The sequence below is a fragment of the Leifsonia xyli genome (genome assembly GCA_001647635.1).
GTDB classification, from domain to species: Bacteria; Actinomycetota; Actinomycetes; order Actinomycetales; family Microbacteriaceae; genus Leifsonia; species Leifsonia xyli_A.
Map to the genome: position 1 here is coordinate 3,310,380 of CP014761.1, position 17,078 is coordinate 3,327,457.

20 protein-coding genes, 1 tRNA gene and 2 pseudogenes are annotated in these 17,078 nt (G+C 70.5%); 10 read left to right on the forward strand and 13 right to left on the reverse strand.

The genetic code is table 11. The annotated features are described in order from the left end of the window. Nucleotides 1–112: 112 nt before the first annotated feature. A complete protein-coding gene (locus A0130_16160) occupies nucleotides 113–337 on the forward strand; it encodes a hypothetical protein (protein ID ANF32988.1) in 225 nt (74 codons plus the stop codon). A gap of 83 nt (nucleotides 338–420) precedes the next feature. Then, nucleotides 421–494, forward strand: a tRNA-Pro gene (locus A0130_16165). 103 nt (nucleotides 495–597) lie between these two features. On the opposite strand, the gene A0130_16170 is transcribed toward A0130_16165, so the two are convergent. The 4 genes and pseudogenes from A0130_16170 to A0130_16185 all read right to left on the reverse strand — a co-directional run bounded on the left by A0130_16170 (nucleotide 598) and on the right by A0130_16185 (nucleotide 4,028). After that, entirely contained in the window at nucleotides 598–984 is a 387-nt protein-coding gene (locus A0130_16170; protein ID ANF32989.1) for a hypothetical protein, read from the reverse strand. Next, on the reverse strand, nucleotides 984–1,754 hold the full coding sequence (locus A0130_16175; protein ID ANF32990.1) for a hypothetical protein: 771 nt from the start codon (nucleotides 1,752–1,754) through the stop codon (nucleotides 984–986). The genes A0130_16170 and A0130_16175 overlap by 1 nt, the downstream gene beginning before the upstream one ends. A 461-nt stretch (nucleotides 1,755–2,215) precedes the next feature. Beyond that, nucleotides 2,216–2,836 (reverse strand): DNA-binding response regulator, encoded by a 621-nt coding sequence (locus tag A0130_16180; GenBank protein ANF32991.1) that lies wholly within the window; start codon nucleotides 2,834–2,836, stop codon nucleotides 2,216–2,218. Beyond that, nucleotides 2,833–4,028, reverse strand: a pseudogene (locus A0130_16185) (two-component sensor histidine kinase). The gene A0130_16180 and the pseudogene A0130_16185 overlap by 4 nt, the downstream one beginning before the upstream one ends. Nucleotides 4,029–4,178: 150 nt before the next feature. Between A0130_16185 and A0130_16190 the strand changes: the two are divergent. The 4 genes from A0130_16190 (at nucleotide 4,179) to A0130_16205 (ending at nucleotide 7,407) form a co-directional block, all read left to right on the forward strand. Beyond that, nucleotides 4,179–5,267 (forward strand): ABC transporter substrate-binding protein, encoded by a 1,089-nt coding sequence (locus tag A0130_16190; protein ID ANF32992.1) that lies wholly within the window; start codon nucleotides 4,179–4,181, stop codon nucleotides 5,265–5,267. Then, the gene (locus A0130_16195; protein ID ANF32993.1) at nucleotides 5,264–5,971 is read left to right on the forward strand and encodes an ABC transporter ATP-binding protein; all 708 of its coding nucleotides are present in this window, start codon (nucleotides 5,264–5,266) and stop codon (nucleotides 5,969–5,971) included. The genes A0130_16190 and A0130_16195 overlap by 4 nt, the downstream gene beginning before the upstream one ends. 96 nt (nucleotides 5,972–6,067) lie before the next feature. Beyond that, complete coding sequence (locus A0130_16200) at nucleotides 6,068–6,382, forward strand: hypothetical protein (protein ANF32994.1); 315 nt, start codon at nucleotides 6,068–6,070, stop codon at nucleotides 6,380–6,382. Between the two features lie 14 nt (nucleotides 6,383–6,396). Continuing rightward, nucleotides 6,397–7,407, forward strand: coding sequence for a hypothetical protein (locus A0130_16205; GenBank protein ANF32995.1), 1,011 nt, complete (start codon nucleotides 6,397–6,399; stop codon nucleotides 7,405–7,407). Here A0130_16205 and A0130_16210 read toward each other — a convergent pair. Beyond that, nucleotides 7,359–7,961, reverse strand: coding sequence for a hypothetical protein (locus A0130_16210; protein ID ANF32996.1), 603 nt, complete (start codon nucleotides 7,959–7,961; stop codon nucleotides 7,359–7,361). The two genes, A0130_16205 and A0130_16210, sit on opposite strands and share 49 nt — an antisense overlap. A gap of 42 nt (nucleotides 7,962–8,003) precedes the next feature. Then, nucleotides 8,004–8,189, reverse strand: a complete 186-nt coding sequence (locus A0130_16215) for a hypothetical protein (protein ANF32997.1) — start codon at nucleotides 8,187–8,189, stop codon at nucleotides 8,004–8,006. A gap of 102 nt (nucleotides 8,190–8,291) precedes the next feature. On the opposite strand from A0130_16215, the gene A0130_16220 reads away from it, so the two are divergent. After that, a complete protein-coding gene (locus tag A0130_16220; GenBank protein ID ANF32998.1) occupies nucleotides 8,292–9,113 on the forward strand; it encodes a hypothetical protein in 822 nt (273 codons plus the stop codon). 99 nt (nucleotides 9,114–9,212) lie between these two features. On the opposite strand, the gene A0130_16225 is transcribed toward A0130_16220, so the two are convergent. The 4 genes and pseudogenes from A0130_16225 to A0130_16240 all read right to left on the reverse strand — a co-directional run bounded on the left by A0130_16225 (nucleotide 9,213) and on the right by A0130_16240 (nucleotide 11,478). Further along, complete coding sequence (locus A0130_16225) at nucleotides 9,213–9,977, reverse strand: hypothetical protein (GenBank protein ANF32999.1); 765 nt, start codon at nucleotides 9,975–9,977, stop codon at nucleotides 9,213–9,215. Between the two features lie 170 nt (nucleotides 9,978–10,147). Continuing rightward, a complete protein-coding gene (locus A0130_16230) occupies nucleotides 10,148–10,453 on the reverse strand; it encodes a hypothetical protein (protein ID ANF33000.1) in 306 nt (101 codons plus the stop codon). A gap of 28 nt (nucleotides 10,454–10,481) precedes the next feature. Continuing rightward, on the reverse strand, nucleotides 10,482–10,700 hold the full coding sequence (locus A0130_16235) for a hypothetical protein (protein ID ANF33001.1): 219 nt from the start codon (nucleotides 10,698–10,700) through the stop codon (nucleotides 10,482–10,484). Between the two features lie 91 nt (nucleotides 10,701–10,791). After that, a pseudogene (locus A0130_16240) lies at nucleotides 10,792–11,478 on the reverse strand (hypothetical protein). Between the two features lie 146 nt (nucleotides 11,479–11,624). On the opposite strand from A0130_16240, the gene A0130_16245 reads away from it, so the two are divergent. From A0130_16245 to A0130_16255, 3 genes are read left to right on the forward strand one after another with little or no spacing between them, the layout of a single operon-like run. Then, nucleotides 11,625–12,209: a PadR family transcriptional regulator gene (locus A0130_16245; GenBank protein ANF33002.1), complete on the forward strand. Its 585-nt coding sequence runs from the start codon at nucleotides 11,625–11,627 to the stop codon at nucleotides 12,207–12,209. A gap of 5 nt (nucleotides 12,210–12,214) precedes the next feature. Next, nucleotides 12,215–13,930 carry an ABC transporter gene (locus A0130_16250; GenBank protein ANF33003.1) on the forward strand — a complete coding sequence of 572 codons (1,716 nt, stop codon included), beginning with the start codon at nucleotides 12,215–12,217 and terminating at the stop codon, nucleotides 13,928–13,930. A 38-nt stretch (nucleotides 13,931–13,968) separates the two neighbouring features. Further along, nucleotides 13,969–14,349: a thiol reductase thioredoxin gene (locus A0130_16255; protein ID ANF33004.1), complete on the forward strand. Its 381-nt coding sequence runs from the start codon at nucleotides 13,969–13,971 to the stop codon at nucleotides 14,347–14,349. Between the two features lie 33 nt (nucleotides 14,350–14,382). On the opposite strand, the gene A0130_16260 is transcribed toward A0130_16255, so the two are convergent. From A0130_16260 to A0130_16270, 3 genes are all read right to left on the reverse strand, one after another. Beyond that, nucleotides 14,383–15,399 carry a hypothetical protein gene (locus A0130_16260; protein ID ANF33005.1) on the reverse strand — a complete coding sequence of 339 codons (1,017 nt, stop codon included), beginning with the start codon at nucleotides 15,397–15,399 and terminating at the stop codon, nucleotides 14,383–14,385. Nucleotides 15,400–15,538: 139 nt separating this feature from the next. After that, entirely contained in the window at nucleotides 15,539–15,841 is a 303-nt protein-coding gene (locus A0130_16265) for a hypothetical protein (protein ID ANF33006.1), read from the reverse strand. 163 nt (nucleotides 15,842–16,004) lie between these two features. Next, a complete protein-coding gene (locus tag A0130_16270; protein ANF33007.1) occupies nucleotides 16,005–17,024 on the reverse strand; it encodes a LacI family transcriptional regulator in 1,020 nt (339 codons plus the stop codon). Nucleotides 17,025–17,078 lie beyond the last annotated feature (54 nt).

A 17,078-nucleotide genomic window follows, 5' to 3' on the forward strand; every position in this document is an offset into this window, starting at 1 on the left:
CGGCAGCTCACCGGCACCGACGACGACGGTCACGTCGACGGTCACAGCCACGCCGACGCCCGCGTCGGGCGACGAGCCGCTGGATGCGCTCTCGGCCTGGACGGCGTGCGCCGTGCTGGCCCAGGAGGTGTACGCGAAGGACGAGCCGACGGCCAAGCAGATGCCGTACGACCCGGCCCACCCGCCAACGCAGAAGGCCGACGGATCATGGCAGGTGACCATCGGCTTCCCGATCGTCCCGCCGGCGGAGGGCGCCGGCTCGGTCATCGTGATCTGCCACCTCGCCGGCTCCAAGGGGGAGCCCAAGCTCCTCGAGTGGGCCACCAAAGACATCTGATCCGACGTGCGCGAGGCACCCCGCCGACACGGTAGGATGGACGGGTTGCCTCGCGCGGCGCTCCGGCCCGCGTGCGACGACATCGGGCTGTGGCGCAGTTTGGTAGCGCACTTGACTGGGGGTCAAGGGGTCGCAGGTTCAAATCCTGTCAGCCCGACGTAACGAAAGAGCCGGTGGGCACGAAGGTCGCAAAAGCGACCACATGCCCACCGGCTCTTTCGTTACTCGCTGCTGTCTGTCACCGCAGCACATGGCTGTGTCTAGTCCTCGCTCCGTGGGGAAGGACTTGGGGCTCGGGGCCCGACGTCCGGGACCCAGCTCCCGGCCAAGAGAGCCAGCATCGTGATTACGGACATCGCCCTGGTCAGCAGGCCGCTCCCGGGAGCGAACTCGACCAGAATCAGCGTGGGGAGCAAGACGACCGCCACGATGGCAATATATACCCAGCCGGCGGCGGTCAGCGGTGGCGGGAAGACGGGACCCCTGACGCGACTCCACACTCGATCAAAGGTCGCGCACAGAAGCGCTCCCACCGTCAGCGCCACGCCTCTCGGCGGCTGCGGGAGAAGCGAGGTACTCAGCAATGTGGCTCCCACGATGAGAGCCATGATGGCGAAGTACGCCAGGCGTCGAGGCCGCGCTGCCATCAGAACCCTTTACAACTGGCGTTGATTCCCGCCGCAGCGATTGCACCAGTCCTGAACCAGGCGAGACCGCCAGTGGGTGGGCTGAACACCAGGCCGGCGCCGATCGAGCCCAGGGTGAGGAGACATCCGCTCTTCCAGGTGACCTTTACGTTGGCACCGCCACGGTAGACGAGGGCGACCGATTGAACCATGCGGCCATTGATGTATTTCTGGATGTAGCTCCCCTTGCAATTCGTCAGGTTCTCGTTCGGCTTCATGAAATAGCTGCTGCCGTTCGGGTTCACACAGCTGTACGAATACACACCGGTGGTCGTCGGATCAGCGACGACGGGGAAGGCGGCCTGCTCTGTGAAGTCGACGACTTGCGTGAGGGTATTGTTATGCACCTCGTAGTGGGTAGCCACAGCGTGGCCTTTGGCATCCTTCGCCCACGCCTCTCCGAATACCCGCAGCGGTGACCCGTCCGCTGCCACCACCGCGACTGTACCCTTCGCGTCTTTGGTCAGTGAGGCTCCCTCGGGCAGGTCGATCGGGTAGTCGTACCGTTTGGGGGCGTGTGCGTTGTCGATCACGGTGTTGATCTGCACGGCACCATTCAGATCGATGAGCGGGACGGTGGTCGAACCGTTCTTGTTGTCGTACACGACCACGCCGCGCTTCTTCGAGGCGATGGCACTACTGGCCTGGGTCGCAAAGGGAAGACCGATCTTGACATCCGACACGTCCTGAGGAGCGTTCAGCGCGACGCCCTCAGTGGGGTGCTTCGGCACGGAAACGCTGCTGCCGTCTGGGCTGTCGACATGTACGGCCGTATTGGCGTCGGCCTTCCCCGGTGCCGAGGCTGCTGCCAGCGCGTCCGGCGCCACCTTCTGGACTGCGCTGATCGCGGCAGCAGCTTTCGATTCCTCAGCGTTGGTCGCTGCGAAGCCAGACAGACCAGCTGCAATCACGCCAACTCCCGCCAGCGTTGCCGCTGACATCAAAACACGAGACTTCTTCACCGAAATCTCCCTTTCGTCCTCGTGAGAACGAAGTGGACAACTTGTCCGCCACCCGGCGAAGCCAGAACGGTCGTCAGTCCACTACCGGGCGAGCAGAATTGCCCTCCACTGGAGAGGACGCGACGATCCGGGGAACGTGTCGCGGCACGCGTTGCTAAGCATGCATTGCGGATGTCGAACGCGAGGCTCCCGCGCGTGAAGTTATGGCTGGGGCGTAGCCTGCCCCACCCTCACCGCAGAATCCCCACCTCCCGCGCCGCCGCGACCGCGGCCGTGCGCGACGACACCCCGAGCTTCGTGTAGATGTGCACCAGGTGCGACTTCACCGTCGCGTCGCTGATGTACAGGCGTCCCGCGATCTCCGTGTTCGCCGCGCCGTCCGCGACCAGCTGGAGCACCTCCACCTCGCGCCTGCTGAGGGTCGGACGCGGCTCGCGCATGCGGGCGAGCAGCCGGCCGGCGATGGCGGGGGCGAGGGCCGTCTCGCCTGCGGCTGCGGCCCTGATCGCGGCGATCAGCTCGTCGGGGGGCGCGTCCTTCAGCAGGTAGCCGCTGGCTCCCGCCTCCACCGCGCCCAGGATGTCGCCGTCGGTGTCGTAATTCGTCAGCACGAGGACGGCCGGTGGCGCGGGGAGGTCCCGGATGCGTCGCGTCGCGTCCGCCCCGGTCGTCTCGGTGCCGAATTGCAGATCCATCAGCACGACATCCGGAGCCTTCTCGCTCGCCAGCGCGACGGCGTCGTCGGGGGTGCCGGCCTCGCCGACGATCTCCAGCTCCGGGTCGCCGGCGAGCATGGCGCGCAGGCCGGCGCGGACGACCGGATGGTCGTCGGCGAGGGCGATCCGGATCATGGACGCATCCCCTCCGCTCGCGCCAGGGGCAGCCGGGCGGTCACGGTCGTGCCGGTGCCCGGCGCAGAGACGATCTCGAGCGTGCCGTCGAGCTGGTCGATCCGCTCCTGCATGGCCTGCAGGCCGAACGAGTCGCTGCCGTGGATGCCCGCGAGCGCGGCCTCCACGTCGAAGCCGCGTCCGTCATCCCGGACCACGAGCGACACGGTGTCGCCGTCCTCGCGCAGCTCGATGGCGACGTGCGACGCGTCGGCATGGAGGACCGCATTCGACAGCGCGCCCTGGGCGATGCGCAGGAGGGCGGTCTGCGTGTCCATCGGCAGCTCGAGGTCGTCGGCGCGCACTTCGACGGGGATGGCCGACCGGTCGGCGTGCTCTCGTCCCAGCCTGCGCAGCGCCGCGCCGAGGCCGCCGTCGAGGCGCGCGGGTGTGAGCTCGCGGATGATCTGCCGGGTGTCGGCGAGGCTGTCCGCCGCGGTCTCGCGCGCCAGGCGGAGATAGCCCGCGCCGGGTTCCGGGGTGTCGCGTTCCGCCGCGCGCAGCAGCATCTGGATGCTCGCGAGGCCCTGCGCGACGGTGTCGTGGATCTCGCGGGCGAGGCGGGCGCGCTCGCTCAAGGCGCCCTGCTCTCGCTCGGTCTCCGCCAGTTGCTGCCGCGTGCGGAGGAGCTCGGCGAGCAGGAGTTCCCGCTCCCGTGCCTCCCGCCGCAGCGCCCGGTAGGCCAGCCCGATGAGCACCGCGACGCCGGCGGCGATGAGGGGGCCGACGACTCCGCCGACGCTGAACCCGAGGTGCAGCCCGAGGGCGACGATGGCGAACAGCGTGGTCACGACGATGGCGGCGATCGCGCCCCTGGTCGGGAGGACGTGCAGGTAGAGGAAGAAGAGGGGAAGACGATGTAGGCGCCCTCCGGGGAGAGCCACACCAACAAGGCCCAGAGCACCGTGAGGAGGGCGACCCACGCCAGGGCGGACCCGCGACCGCCGCGGAAGCCGTCGGTTCCGGTGCGTGCCGCCGCCGCACCGGCGACGTACACCGCGACGAACGCGACCCCGACGAGGAGCGTCCACCATTCGGACGGCGACGAGACCGCGAACGCGCGCACGACGGCGAAAGCGGCGAGCCCGACCACGAGCACGTGCAGGCCGATCCGCAGGCCGGTGAACACCGGGTCGAGGGTCGAGTGGGACATGACCTCCTCAGACTAGGCGAGCGCGTGCCCGCTGCCATCGACCAAAAGGTGGAATGCGGATGCGGTGGAAAGGGCGATGCGGCTGCAGCACCGTCCGACGGAGGGTGGAACCGTTGCTCGCGCAGACGGTGCGAGCGGAAAGGCACCATCGTGTTCGTCGCGTGGAGAGAGCTGCGGTTCGCCCGCGGCCGGTTCCTCCTCATCGGGGCCGTCGTCGCCCTGATCACCCTGCTTGTCGGGTTCCTCTCCGGCCTCACCGGCGGTCTTGCCGCCCAGAACGTCTCGGCCGTCCTGGCGCTGCCGGGCGACCGGATCGTGCTCCAGCACCCCGACACCGGAAGCCCCAGCTACGCCACCTCGGCGGTCGACGGGGATGCGGTGCGGGCCTGGGAGCAGGCGGACGGCGTGTCCGCGGTCATACCCATCGGGATCGCACAGTCCCGCGCGTCGGCAGCCGCGGGAGACCCGACCGGCGTCGCCCTGTTCGGGTTGCCGACAGATGCGCGGGGCACCTCATCCGACCCGCTCTCCGAACTGATTCCGCGCTCGGGTTCCGGCGTCGGGCTGTCGGCCGGCGCTGCGAAGGCACTCGATGCCCGCACAGGCGACACGGTGACGATCGGAGGGTCGGAGTTCACCGTCGAGAAGGTCGGCGGAGACCTCTGGTACAGCCACACCCCGGCCGTCGTCATGACCGCGGCCTCGTGGAGCGCGGCGAGCCTGCGCACCGGGGGCACCGGCGAGGCCACTGTGCTCGCCGTGAGCGGCAGCCCCGACTGGGATGCGGTCGCGCAGCGCACAGGAACCGTCGCCCAGACACCCCTCGCCAGCCTGACGGCGCTCGAGACCTTCAAGTCGGAGGTCGGCTCGCTCGGGTTGATGATCGCCCTGCTGTTCGGGATCTCCGCGCTCGTGGTCGGCGCCTTCTTCACCGTCTGGACCATGCAGCGCGCGGGCGACATCGCCGTGCTGAAGGCGCTCGGCGCGAGCACCGCATCCCTGATTCGGGACTCTCTCGGGCAGGCGTCGGTCGTCCTCGTCGCCGGGATCGCCGTCGGCCTCGCCGCCGTCCTGGGCCTGGGCGCCCTCGCCGGGCAGGCCCTGCCCTTCGTCGTCAGCCCGCTCACGACCGTCGCACCGGCCGTCGCCCTGGCGCTGCTCGGCCTCGCGGGCGCGGCCTTCGCCCTGCGCTCCGTCACCACCTCCGACCCCCTTACCGCACTCGGGAGCAACCGATGATCGCCCTGCAGAACGTCACCCTCACCTTCCCCGACGGGCTGGACCGCATCACCGCCGTGGATGCCGTCACCCTGCACGGCCGCAACGGAGCCGTCACCGGCATCACCGGACCGTCCGGCTCAGGCAAGTCGAGCATCCTCGCTGTCTCCGCCACCCTGATCCGCCCCGACACCGGCGGTGTGCTCATCGGCGACGGCGAGAACGTCGTCGACGCCGCCCAGCTGTCGAAGGCCGAAGCCACGGCCCTGCGGCGCGACCGCATCGGCATCGTCTTCCAGCAGTCCAACCTCCTCCCGGCGCTGACGGCCCGCGAGCAGCTGCAGGTGATGAGCCGGCTCGGCGGCCGCGTGAGCCGGCGCGACAGGGCGCGGATGGATGCGCGCTCCGACCAGCTCCTCGACGCCGTCGGCCTCGCGGCCCACGCCGGCAAGCGCCCGCACCAGCTCTCGGGCGGCCAGAGGCAGCGCGTCGCCATCGCGCGGGCGCTCATCCACGAGCCGGACGTCCTCCTGGTCGACGAACCGACCAGCGCCCTCGATCAGGAGCGCGGCGCCGAGATCATGCGGCTGATCGCCCGACTGACCCACGAGCGGGATACGGCCACGCTGCTGGTCACGCACGACCTGGTCCACCGCGACACGCTCGACGAGCTCGTCACCGTGGTGGACGGACGGATCACCGAGCGGGTGCTCGCGGTCAGCTGATGCCGGAACATCGCACACCCGTGAGGGATTGGCGTGGTGGCGCCCGCCTGGATTGGACCTTGTCGCGGTTCGCATCGCGGCGGTGGAATTGGACGCATGAAAGACAGAACAACCCGCTTCCGGATGGCCGACATCCCGCCGTCGCGCCGCGCCCTCTTCGTGGCCGTGATCGGGTGGAGCCTGGCGTGGAAGGGCGTCTCGCTGTGGCGTGCCGCCCGCAACGGCAGCGTGCCCTGGTTCGTCGCGCTGCTGCTGAGCAACACGATGGGCGCCCTCGACGCGGTGTACCTCTTCGCGGTGGACAAGCGCCGCCCGAGTCTCCGGCGGGACGAGGAGGCCATCCTCTCGGGGACCGGAGAGCCGGCGCAGGGCGGCCACGGGGATGAGCCCCGCGGGCCGCTCGGGCCCTGAGAGGAGTGATCGGCATGGGTGACACGCCGGAGATGACGGCGCTCCGGGCACACGAGCGCGGCGGCCCCGAGAAGCTGGTGGTCGAGAAGGCCCCGCTTCCCCGTCCCGGGCGAGGAGAAGTGCTGGTCCGCATCGAAGCCGCGGCGATCACTGCTCCCGAGCTGACGTGGGCCGAGACCTGGGAATCCGACGGCGTCGACCGGACGCCCATCATCCCCTCCCACGAATTCGCCGGAATCGTCGCGGAGGTCGGCGACGGAGTCGAGGGCTTCGCGGTGGGGGATCCCGTCTTCGGGTTGGTTCCCTTCGACCGCGACGGTGCGGCGGCGGAGTTCGTCGCCGTCCCCACCTCGTCCATCGGACACCGCTCATCCTCCGTCGATCCGACGATCGCGGCGGCCGCCGTTCTCCCGGCGCTCACGGCATGGGAGGCGCTTCACGATCGGGTGAGCCTCACAACCGGGCAGCGGCTCCTGGTGCGCGGCGCCGCTGGGGCGGTCGGGTCGATGCTCACCCAGATCGGCCACGTGGCCGAAGTCCGCGTCACCGCAACGGTGTCGTCGGCCGACGATGTCGAGCGCGTGCGATCACTGGGAGCCGACGAGGTGATCATCGTGCCCCGCGGCCAGGACCCCGAGGACGTGCGCGGTTTCGATGTCGTCGTCGACGCGGTCGGCGACCGGATCCCGCGATGGATGTACGCAGCAGCCGCTCCGCACGGAACGCTCGTCTCGCTGCAGTTCCCGCCGGACGACCAGCTGGCCACGGAATACGGAGTCGGCACGGTGTTCTTCGTGGTGTCGGCCGACGCGCAGCGACTCGCCGAGCTGGACGACCTTCTGTCTCATCACAAGCTGACAGCGGAGGTTGCGTCGCTCTTCCCGCTGGAGCGCGGCCGGGAAGCCTTCGAGGCCGCCGGCACTCCCGGTCGTCGGCATGGGAAGGTCCTCCTGCTCCCTGGCGGTCAGATGCCTCGTCAGCTACCCGGGTCCACCCACCCTCGCGCGCGGAACGCCCGCCCGTAGATCTCGCGGATGACATCCTGCTTCAGCAGGTTGTACTCCCGCATATCGCCGTCCGCCTCGTCGGCCGCCGGCGCTTTCGCCGCCGCATACCGCTCTCGCTCGTCCGGATGTTCGCGGAGCCAGTCGCGGAAGATCGCGTGCCGCACGATCTCAGGGCTGTCGGGGGACCAGACATGGAGGTTGACCGCCGGCTCCGCGCGCTGCAGACAGCGGTGTCCGTGAAACGACGGCTCGCGTATGGTCAGCCGGTATCCGAGGGGTTCGAGGGCCGGCACGTAAAGGTCTTCGTCGGTGCTCGACGCGACCGTGAGGTCGATGTCGATGATCGGCTTCGCCGCGAGGCCGGGCACCGAGGTCGAGCCGACGTGGTCGAGTGCGAGGACGGCGTCGCCGAGGGCGGCGCGGATCTCCTGGGCGAGCGTTCGGTACGTATCCGGCCACGCCGGGTCGTAGTCGACGACCACGATCTCGTCTGTCGCAGGCGGCCCGTCGACCCACGGATCTTCGTCCGGGTTCGGATCCGAATGGCGCATGATCTGCTCCGGCGTCAGCATGGCGCCCAGCGTAGCGGTGCCTCGGCAGCGAGCGCTCCGGCGTCAGCCCCGGTGCCTGCGCCAGTACACGTAGGTCGCCCACTCCACCGCGGCGAGCACCGCGCACAGGATGCCGAGCAGCACGTTCCACGAGCTGCCGCCGCCGACCGCGATCAGCACGAAGAGGATGAAGAGCACGGTGTAGCCGATCCCCGTGATGAGCGCGCCCATCTCGGTGCGCGCCGCCAACCAGCGGGGATGCTTTGGCTGCTGATCCGTCATGGCTTCACTGTAGGGGGCCGGATCGCGTTTGACCCTCACACTGTGTCATGGTCGATCGTGGCTTCCACCATGTACACCATCGGAGAGTTCGCCGCCTTCGGGCGGGTGAGCGTGCGGATGCTGCGGCATTACGACGCGATCGGGCTGCTGGAGCCGGCGTGGGTCGACGAGCGGACCGGATACCGCCGGTACGCGCCCGACCAGCTGCGGCGGCTGCTGCGGATCGTCGAGCTGCGTCGGCTCGGTCTGGGTCTCGAGCGCATCGCCGCAGTCTTCGCCGCCGACGACGAGGAGGCCGCCCTGCGCGACACACTCGAAGCCCGGTTGGCGGAGCTCGAGGCGTCGATCGCAGAGGACACCGCACGGCTCGCTCGCATCCGGCGACGTCTCCGGATTCTGGAAGGAACAGAGATCATGTCCGAAGCAGTGCAGTACCGATCCGTGGAGCCTGTCGTCGTCTACGCGCTGACCGGCGTCGCGCCCGGGATGGGGCCCGAGAACGTATCGCCCGTCGTCGGGCCGCTCATCGAACGGCTCGACCGGGTCCTGCTCGACGCCGGCCGCGAGATCGTCGAACCGGGCATCTTCTGGTACGAGCCGGGGGAGGGCGAGGAGTTGATCGTCCACGTCTCGTACACCGCCGAATCCGAGCCGCGCCCGGGTCCCGGATACGAACTCGTCGAGCTCCCGGGGGTCGCGACAGCCGCAACCATCCTGCACCGCGGCGACATGGATCGCATCGGCGAGACGTGGTCCGCCCTCGTCGACCAGCTCACCGCCGACGGGTACCGGATGACCGGACCCAGCCGCGAGGTGTATCTCCACGCGGAGGGTCACATCCCGCAGCCGGACTGGGTGACGGAGCTCCAGGTGCCGGTCGAGCGCAGCTGAAGCAGGCTGGTCGGCAGCCCTGACATCGGAGCGGGGCGGTATGCGGAGGGCCCGGCCCGTCGCCGGGAGAGGCGACGGACCGGGCCCGGTCGCGCACGGTCAGTGACCGGAGACGATACCCTGCTGGGCCTGCTGCGCCAGCTGCTGGATGTCGCTGCCGTAGCCGCCGGCGAGGGCGGTCGCGGCGATCTTCTGGACGTCCGGGGTGCGCTCCGCGGCCGGGGCCTTCGCCAGGTCGCCGAGGTCGCTGCGCAGCGAGGCGGGCAGCTTCGCGGCGAGCTGCGCGTCGGCCGTCACATCCACGGCGACGGCCGCGGCGGTGTCACCGAGCTGCGGGGACGAGAGGTCGCCCGAGCGGAGGTCGCCGATCAGATCCTTCAGCCCGGGCAGACCCGACAGGCCGGCGCGCTCGCCGCGGGCGTGCTTCAGGTGGGTGGCGAGATCCTTGATGGCCGAGCCGTAGCCGCCGTCGAGGGCGGTCGCCACGATCTTCTTCGCGTCGGCCGTGCGGTCGGAGGCCGACGCCTTCGCGAGGGTCGTCACATCCTCCTGCAGCGCATCCGGCAGCAACGAGAACAGCGGCTTGTCCGCGATGACGCGCTTGGCGAGCGCCTGGGCCTTCGCGCCGCTCAGATGGCCGGCGAAGAGCTCGTGGCCGGCGTCCGTCGAGACGTGCGCCTGCGCGGTCGCCTGCGAGCCGGAGCCCGAGCCGCTGGCGCCGCCGTCCACGGTGGTCGCGAACGCTCCCTGCGCGCCGACGCCCACCAGCGCGGTGGCCGCGAGGAGCGATGCCGCGCCGACGGCCGCACGCTTGGCGGTGAAGGCGCTGGTCTTCCGAACGGAGGTGTTCTTCGTGTAATCCATGGGATCCTTTCCGTGCCCGCGCTGCGGCCGACCGGTCTGCCGGCCGCTTCGGATCGCGGGCATCGGCGACGTTACGGAACCCGTCTGGACCGTTCGTGCGGACACTCTGCGAGGTCCCGCAGGGTGGTTGACCCGCCTCCGGACGGTTGTTATTGGAGAGGGTCGACGGCTCAAAGGGAGTTGAGAAGAGGGAGCAGGACGAGCGGGAGGATGAAGGCCGCCGCGGTGACGATCGTCGCGCCGATGGTGAGCCGGGTCCTCCGGAGGATCAGGCCGACCACCGCGCTCGCGAGCGGGATCCAGCCGTACAGGACATGCGTCACGGCGACCGCCAGCCCGGCGAACCCGGTCCTACTCAGGGCCAGATACAGCTCGAAGCCCACGAGGATGGCGGTGCCGAGGAGTCCGAGGACGGCGAACGCGATCGCGACCCGCGTGCGCGTGGTGGTGCTTTGAGCCGAGCCCGCGTCCGTCATGCCCTCACTCTAGGGCGACGCACCCGCGTCAGGTCGCCTGCGCCCGCATCGCCCGCCAGAGCGCCTGGCGGAGCTGCGCCTCGATGCGGCGGGCCTGCTCGCTGCTGACGCCCTCGTTGTCGCGGCGTCGTTCCGAGCCGTGGCAGCGGTCGCCGTCGCGGGTGAAGTGGATGGCGATCCGACCGTCCGCCAGCACCGGCTGCTGCTCGCCGCAGTGCCCGCATTCGGTGAAGGAGAAGAATCCCATGCCACTCACGCTACGGGCGCCGTGTTTCCTCTCCGTTGCCGGTACGAGAAGTGTGGATGACGAGAGCGGACGCGGAGGCGGGCTGGCCGGGGCACCCGGCGAGCACGCGGGCGATCGCGTCGTGCTCCGCGGGCGCCACCCACAGCCCGTACGCCGCCTTCACCGACACCTGCCGGGCCACGTAGTCGCAGCGGAACGCCTTGTTCGCCGGCAGCCACGTCGCGGCGTCGCCGTCCGACTTCTGCTGGTTAGCCGGACCGTCCACGGCGAGCAGGTTGAGCGGGTCGTTGGCGAGGTGGATGCGCTGGTCCTCGGTCAGCTGCTGCGCACCCGTGATCCACGCGTTCTTCAGAGCAACGACGTGGTCGATCTGCACGAGCGGCGACGTCTTCTCGCCGCGCACGAAGTGGATGGTCGCGCCGGTGTACGGGTCCGCCAGCGTCCCGGAGAGGACTTTGCAGGTGCCGGCGCGCGCCACATCCGACAGGTCCCGGGACAGGATGTCGTTCCTGGTGTCGCAGCCGTTGTGGTCGACGTCCAGCCAGGCAGTCCCGAAGTCCTCGGTGCGCTGGTAGCCGGTCGCGGGCGCCTTGCCCTTCACCGGCAGCGTGGCGAGCACGCCGAGTGCGGTGGTCGGACCGCCCGCCGCCGGGGGAGGAGTGGCGGACGGGGTCGCCGGGATGGCGGTTGCGGGAGCGGTCGCGACGGGCCGCGATGCGGTGGCCGTGGTGGTGCAGCCGGCCAGCAGGAGCGCGAGCACGACGGCGACTGCGGGCATAGTGGGGATGCGGTTCAAGGTCTTCCTCGGTTGGGGGCCCGAGCAGACTAAGCTCCCCGTGCGTTCGCTGAGCGATGCGACGCACCCCTTCTCATCCCACGCTCAACGACATATCGTGAACTATCGCTGACGATAGGAGGCATCCCATGTCCACCTCATTCCCCACCGGCGGGTTCGGCGCCCGCATGGATCCGGACGCCATGTGGCAGGCGTTCGAGCAGCTGCGGTCGACGTTCGAGAAGAAGGTCGGGTCGCGGATGGGTCGCGGTGACGTCCGCGCTGCCGTCCTCAGCCTGCTCGCCGAGAAGCCGATGCACGGCTACCAGATCATCCGCGAGATCGAGGAGCGCAGCGGCGGCAGCTGGAAGCCGAGCGCCGGGTCCGTCTACCCGACCCTGCAGCTGCTCGCCGACGAAGGGCTCATCACGGCCGAGGAGTCGAACGGCCGCAAGACGTACGCGCTGACCGAGGAGGGGCGCGAGGTCGCGGCCAGCGAGGGCGCGACCCCGTGGGCCGACGGCGCCGGCGCGTCCGGCTCGAGCGGCGCGGGCGCGGGCACCCCCGGCTCGGACCGTCGTTCCGCGTCCGGACGCCTGCCCCGCGCCGGCGTCGAGCTCGCCCAGGCGGCGGCGCAGGTGCACCGCAGCGGCACCCCGGAGCAGATCCAGGAGGCGGCGACCGTGCTCGACGAGGCGCGGCGCCGCCTGTACACGATCCTCGCCGAGGGCTGACGGGGGTGACGTCGGACCAGGCCGTCGCCCCCGCCCCACGGCCCGCGGCGACGCCGGCCACCCGCGCGCGCTACCGCCGCATCCTGCGCTTCGCCGGCTGGAACCTCGCCGTCACCTGGTGGTACGAGCTGTTCCTGCCGCGGATCGGGCTCGCGAGCGTCGCCGCCCGCACCCGCAGCAAGCGCATGCGGCGGTTCGCGCAGCGATTCCACGCGCTCGCGGTCGATCTCGGTGGGCTGATGATCAAGGTCGGGCAGTTCATGTCCTCCCGCTTGGACGTGCTGCCTCCCGAGATCACCACCGAGCTGGAGGGGCTGCAGGACGAGGTCCCGGCCGTTCCGTTCCCGCAGATCCGAGCGCTCGCCGAGGCCGAGTTGGGCGTGCCGCTCGAGACGGCGTTCTCATCCGTCGACGAGGTGCCGGTCGCGGCGGCGTCGCTGGGCCAGGCGCATCGGGCGGTCCTGACCGCCGAGACCGCCGAGCACAGCGGGCTGAGCGCGGTCGTGCTGAAGGTGCAGCGGCCGGGCATCGACGCGATCGTGGATGTGGACCTCGCCGCCCTGCGCCGCGTCGGCCGCTGGCTCACCCACGTGCGGCTGGTGTCCGACCGGGTGGACGCGCCGGCGCTGGTCGAGGAGTTCGCGACGACCAGCATGGAGGAGATCGACTACCTCCACGAGGCCGCCAACTCGGAACGGTTCGCGGAGGAGTTCGCGGGAGACCCGCGCGTCGCCGTGCCGGCCGTGGCCTGGGAGCGGACCACGCGCCGCGTGCTGACGCTCGAGGACGTCACCGCGATCAAGATCACCGACGGCGACTCCCTCCGCGCGGCCGGCATCGACCCGGCCGAGGTCGCGCCCGTGTTCGCCGAGGTGATGTTCGACCAGCTGTTCACGAACGGCTTCTTCCACGCCGACCCGCATCCCGGCAACATCTTCGTGACGCCGGACCCCGACGCGGCGGGGGAGCGGCCCTGGCACCTGACGTTCGTCGACTTCGGGATGATGGGCGAGGTACCGCCGGGCACCCGCAAGGGGCTGCGCAAGCTGCTGATCGCGGCGGCCTCGCGCGACGGCAAGGGGCTGGTGGACGCGATCCAGGATGTCGGGGTGCTGCTCCCGACGGCCGACACCGCCCAGCTGGAGCGCGCGATGACCCACCTGTTCGGCCGGTTCGGCGGGATGGGGTTCGCAGAGCTGCGCGAGGTCGACCCGCGCGAGTTCCGCGAGTTCGCGGTCGAATTCGGGGACGTGGTGCGGTCGCTGCCGTTCCAGCTGCCGGAGAACTTCCTGCTGATCATCCGCGCGATGTCGCTGACCTCGGGCGTGTGCAGCGCCCTCGACCCCGCGTTCAACCTCTGGGACTCGGTCGAGCCCTACGCGCAGCAGCTTATCCGGGACGAGCGCGGCAACCTGGTCCAGGATGTGGCGCAGCAGGCTCTGGAGATCGCGGGGATCGCGTGGCGGCTGCCGAAACGGCTCGACAGCCTGGTGACCCGGGTCGAGGAGGGGGACGTGGCCGTGAGCACGCCCCGGCTCGAGCAGCGCGTCGGGCGCGTCGAGAAGGCGGTGCGACGGCTCGCGGCCGCCGTCGTCTTCGGCGGTGTCGTGATCGCCGGGGCGATCGTGCACACGACGGATGCCGTGCTCGGCACGGTGCTGCTGGTCGCATCCCTCATCCCGCTCGCATTCACCGTCTTCACAGGCCGGCGGGGGAGCTGAGGCGGAACAAATCCTCGTGGGGTAGCGTTTCACCCGTCATGGCAACCACCGAGATCACCTCGACCAACCACGACCAGACCGTCTCCGACGGCATCGTGCTGCTCGACTTCTGGGCCGACTGGTGCGGCCCGTGTCACATGTTCGCCCCCGTCTTCGAGAAGGCGTCGGAGCAGCACACCGATGTCACCTTCGGCAAGATCGACACCGAGGCCCAGCAGGAGCTCGCGGCGTCGTACGGCATTCAGTCCATCCCGACCCTCGTCGCGTACCGCGACGGCATCCCCCTCTTCTCGCAGGCCGGCGCGCTGCCGGGCGAGGCGGTGGAGGACCTCATCTCGCAGATCCGCGCCCTCGACATGACCGAGGTCCGGAAGCAGTACGAGGAGCTGAAGGCCAAGGCCGAGCAGCAGCAGGGCTGAGCCCGGTCTCTCACGCGTCAGGCGCGGCATCCGTCACTCGACGGGTGCCGCGCCTTCGTCGTCTCCGGGCGTGGCGAGCTCCTGCTCCAGGGCTTCGATCTCGAGGGCGAGCACGTCCGGGTAGCCGACGCGGGCGCGGCGCAGCTGCAGGTTGTACACCGCCTGCGCCTCGTCGTAGGCGCAGTCGAGGATGTCCTGGATGCGCGACAGCGCGAGTTCGTCGTCGCGCGCATCCCGGATGGCGTCGATGAGCTGGGGGAACGCGTCCCGTCCGGCGCGCATGACGCGGACGTGGCGGAGGCGCTCCTCGGCGAGCACGTGCGGCCGCGGTGCATCGGGCGCGAGACGCGGGGCCTGTCGGCGGTGGGCGGCGATGATCTCCGCGGTGAGCTCAACGGTCAGCGTCTCCGGTGCGGTCAGTCGCAGAAGGGGCGAGAACGCCCTCACCCGGTGCGGGCCCGGCTCGAGGCGCTCCCACGACGAGGAGTCGACGCGGGCCACGGTGCGGAGATACTCGCCCGGGTCGAGCGGAGCCGGGATGTCCGACCCCACGGTGAAGCCGAAGAAGTACGGCGCGGACTCGCTGCCGACCGGCACGAGGGCGGCGAAGACCGGGAGGCCGTCGCCGGACGGCATCCACCGCTCGGCGCCCTCGTTCACGATGTCGACAGCGAGAGCGTCGACGTCGAGCAGGTCTCGGGTGACGGTCGGCCAGCGCAGGACGAGACCCGCCCGGCGCTCGGCGACGCTCGGGCGCAGCGGCAGGATGTCCGGACGCAGGTTGAGCTGCGCGGGGCCGCTGGTGGGGCGGCTCGGCTGGGCGACGCGCCACGCGGAGCCGTCGTCGTCGGCCGGTGTGCCGAGCAGCATCGGCGCGCCGTCCGGCTCGCCGGGCGCCAGCACGCGCCAGCCGTCCGGCGGGGCGTCCGGCGGGACGGCGGTGTCCAGGCCGAGCTCGGCGAGGAGCGACACGAGGCTCGTTCCTCGCTCGGACAAGGCAGCGCGATCGATGTCGTTGTGGCCCAGCTGCGGCGCGGTGTCGTCCCTCACTCGGGATCCCGGCCGTCACGACGTCGGGTGGCGTCGCGAAGGCCGTCGGCCACCGCTCGGCGGGTCGTCCAGTATAGCGCGTAGAGCGCCTCGGCGCCGATCGTGACGGTCAGGGCGAGGCCGCTCAGCGGATCAGAGGTCACCGGTCCAGCGCCGCGTGGTCGTCCTGCGACGTGCGCGCACCCGCCGCGCGTGCGACGTACGCCATGACGACACCGGCCCCGATGAGTGCGGCACCGACCGGCACGACGCCCTGCGCGAGGACGCGCGTGAAGAGATCCAGGACCGTCAGCAGACCCTCGTCGAGCCGCGTCGGCCCCGACGACGGCAGGGCGATGCTGTAGAACAGCTGCGGCACCAGCACCGACAGAAGCAGGCCGCCCGCCGTCAACCCGATTCCCCACCACAGCACGACCCTCGGTCGCAGCTTGGACTCCGTCACGCGTTTCCCCCTCCGTCGCGGTCCTGCGCCGATGCTATCGAAGGAGTTCACCGTTCAAATCTCCGACCATTGGCAGTGTCGCAGGAAATTCGAACCGGATCCGGCCGAAATTCCTACAGGACGGAAGGGCGGGAGCGGGGGAGCGCGGAGGCGGAAGGGCGCGTCAGCGCCGAGGGGCGAGCGCGGTGCTCGCGCGCGCGACGAGGGAGGGCTGGAACTCGACGTGCACCGGGGACGCGTCCGGCTGGTCGGTCAGCTGGAGCAGCAGGTCCATGGCGGTCGAGCCGATCTCGTGGCTGGGCTGGCGGATCGACGACAGCGGCACGGCTGACGCCGAGGCGAACGCGATGTCGTCGTAGCCGATCAGGGCGATGTCCTCGGGCACCCGGATGCCATGCTGGAGCAGGGTCTGCAGCAGGCCGATCGCGATCAGGTCGTTGGCGGCGAAGACCGCGTCCGGGCGGTCCTCCGGGCGTCGCGCGGCCAGAGCCGCGCCGACTGCACGGCCGCCCTCGATCGTGAGGCTGTCGGTCTCGAGCTTCTCGATGCCCGCACCGGGGATGGATGCAGCAATCTCCTGTTCCGCTCCGCGGTAGCGGTCGGCGACCTGGTCGATCGCGAAGGGGCCGCCGGCGTACGCGATGCGCCGGAACCCCTGCTCGGCGAGATGGGCGGCGGCCAGTCGTCCGCCGGCGACGTCGTCGACCGCGACGGAGCTGAAGGAGCGGTCGAGGCTGGTGCGGTCCACGAGGACCGACGGGATGCCGCGTTCGCGCAAGCGGTGCAGCCGGGGGATGGCGTCGCCGACGGGGGAGATCAGCACGCCGCGGATGCGCTCCTGCTCGAACATCGTCAGGTAGCCGGCCTCGCGCTGCTCGTTCTCGTCCGAGTTGCCGACAAGCACGGAAAGGCCGTCGCGCGCCGCGCGGTCCTCGGCGCCGCGGATGAGGGACGCGAAGAACGGGTTGCCGACGTCGAGCACGACCATCCCGATCCCGTTGCTCTGCCCCATCCGGAGCTGGCGCGCCGCGTTGTTGCGCACGAAGCCGAGCTCGGTGATGGCCGCCTGGACGCGCTGCAGCACGGCGTCCGAGACACGCTCCGGGCGGTTGAGCACGTTCGAGACGGTGCCGACCGAGACACCGGCGAGCGCGGCGACATCCTTGACGCTGGCGGACGGCATGCAGCTCCTTCGTTCGTGCAGTAGCGCAATAGTACCGACGTTTCATCACGAATG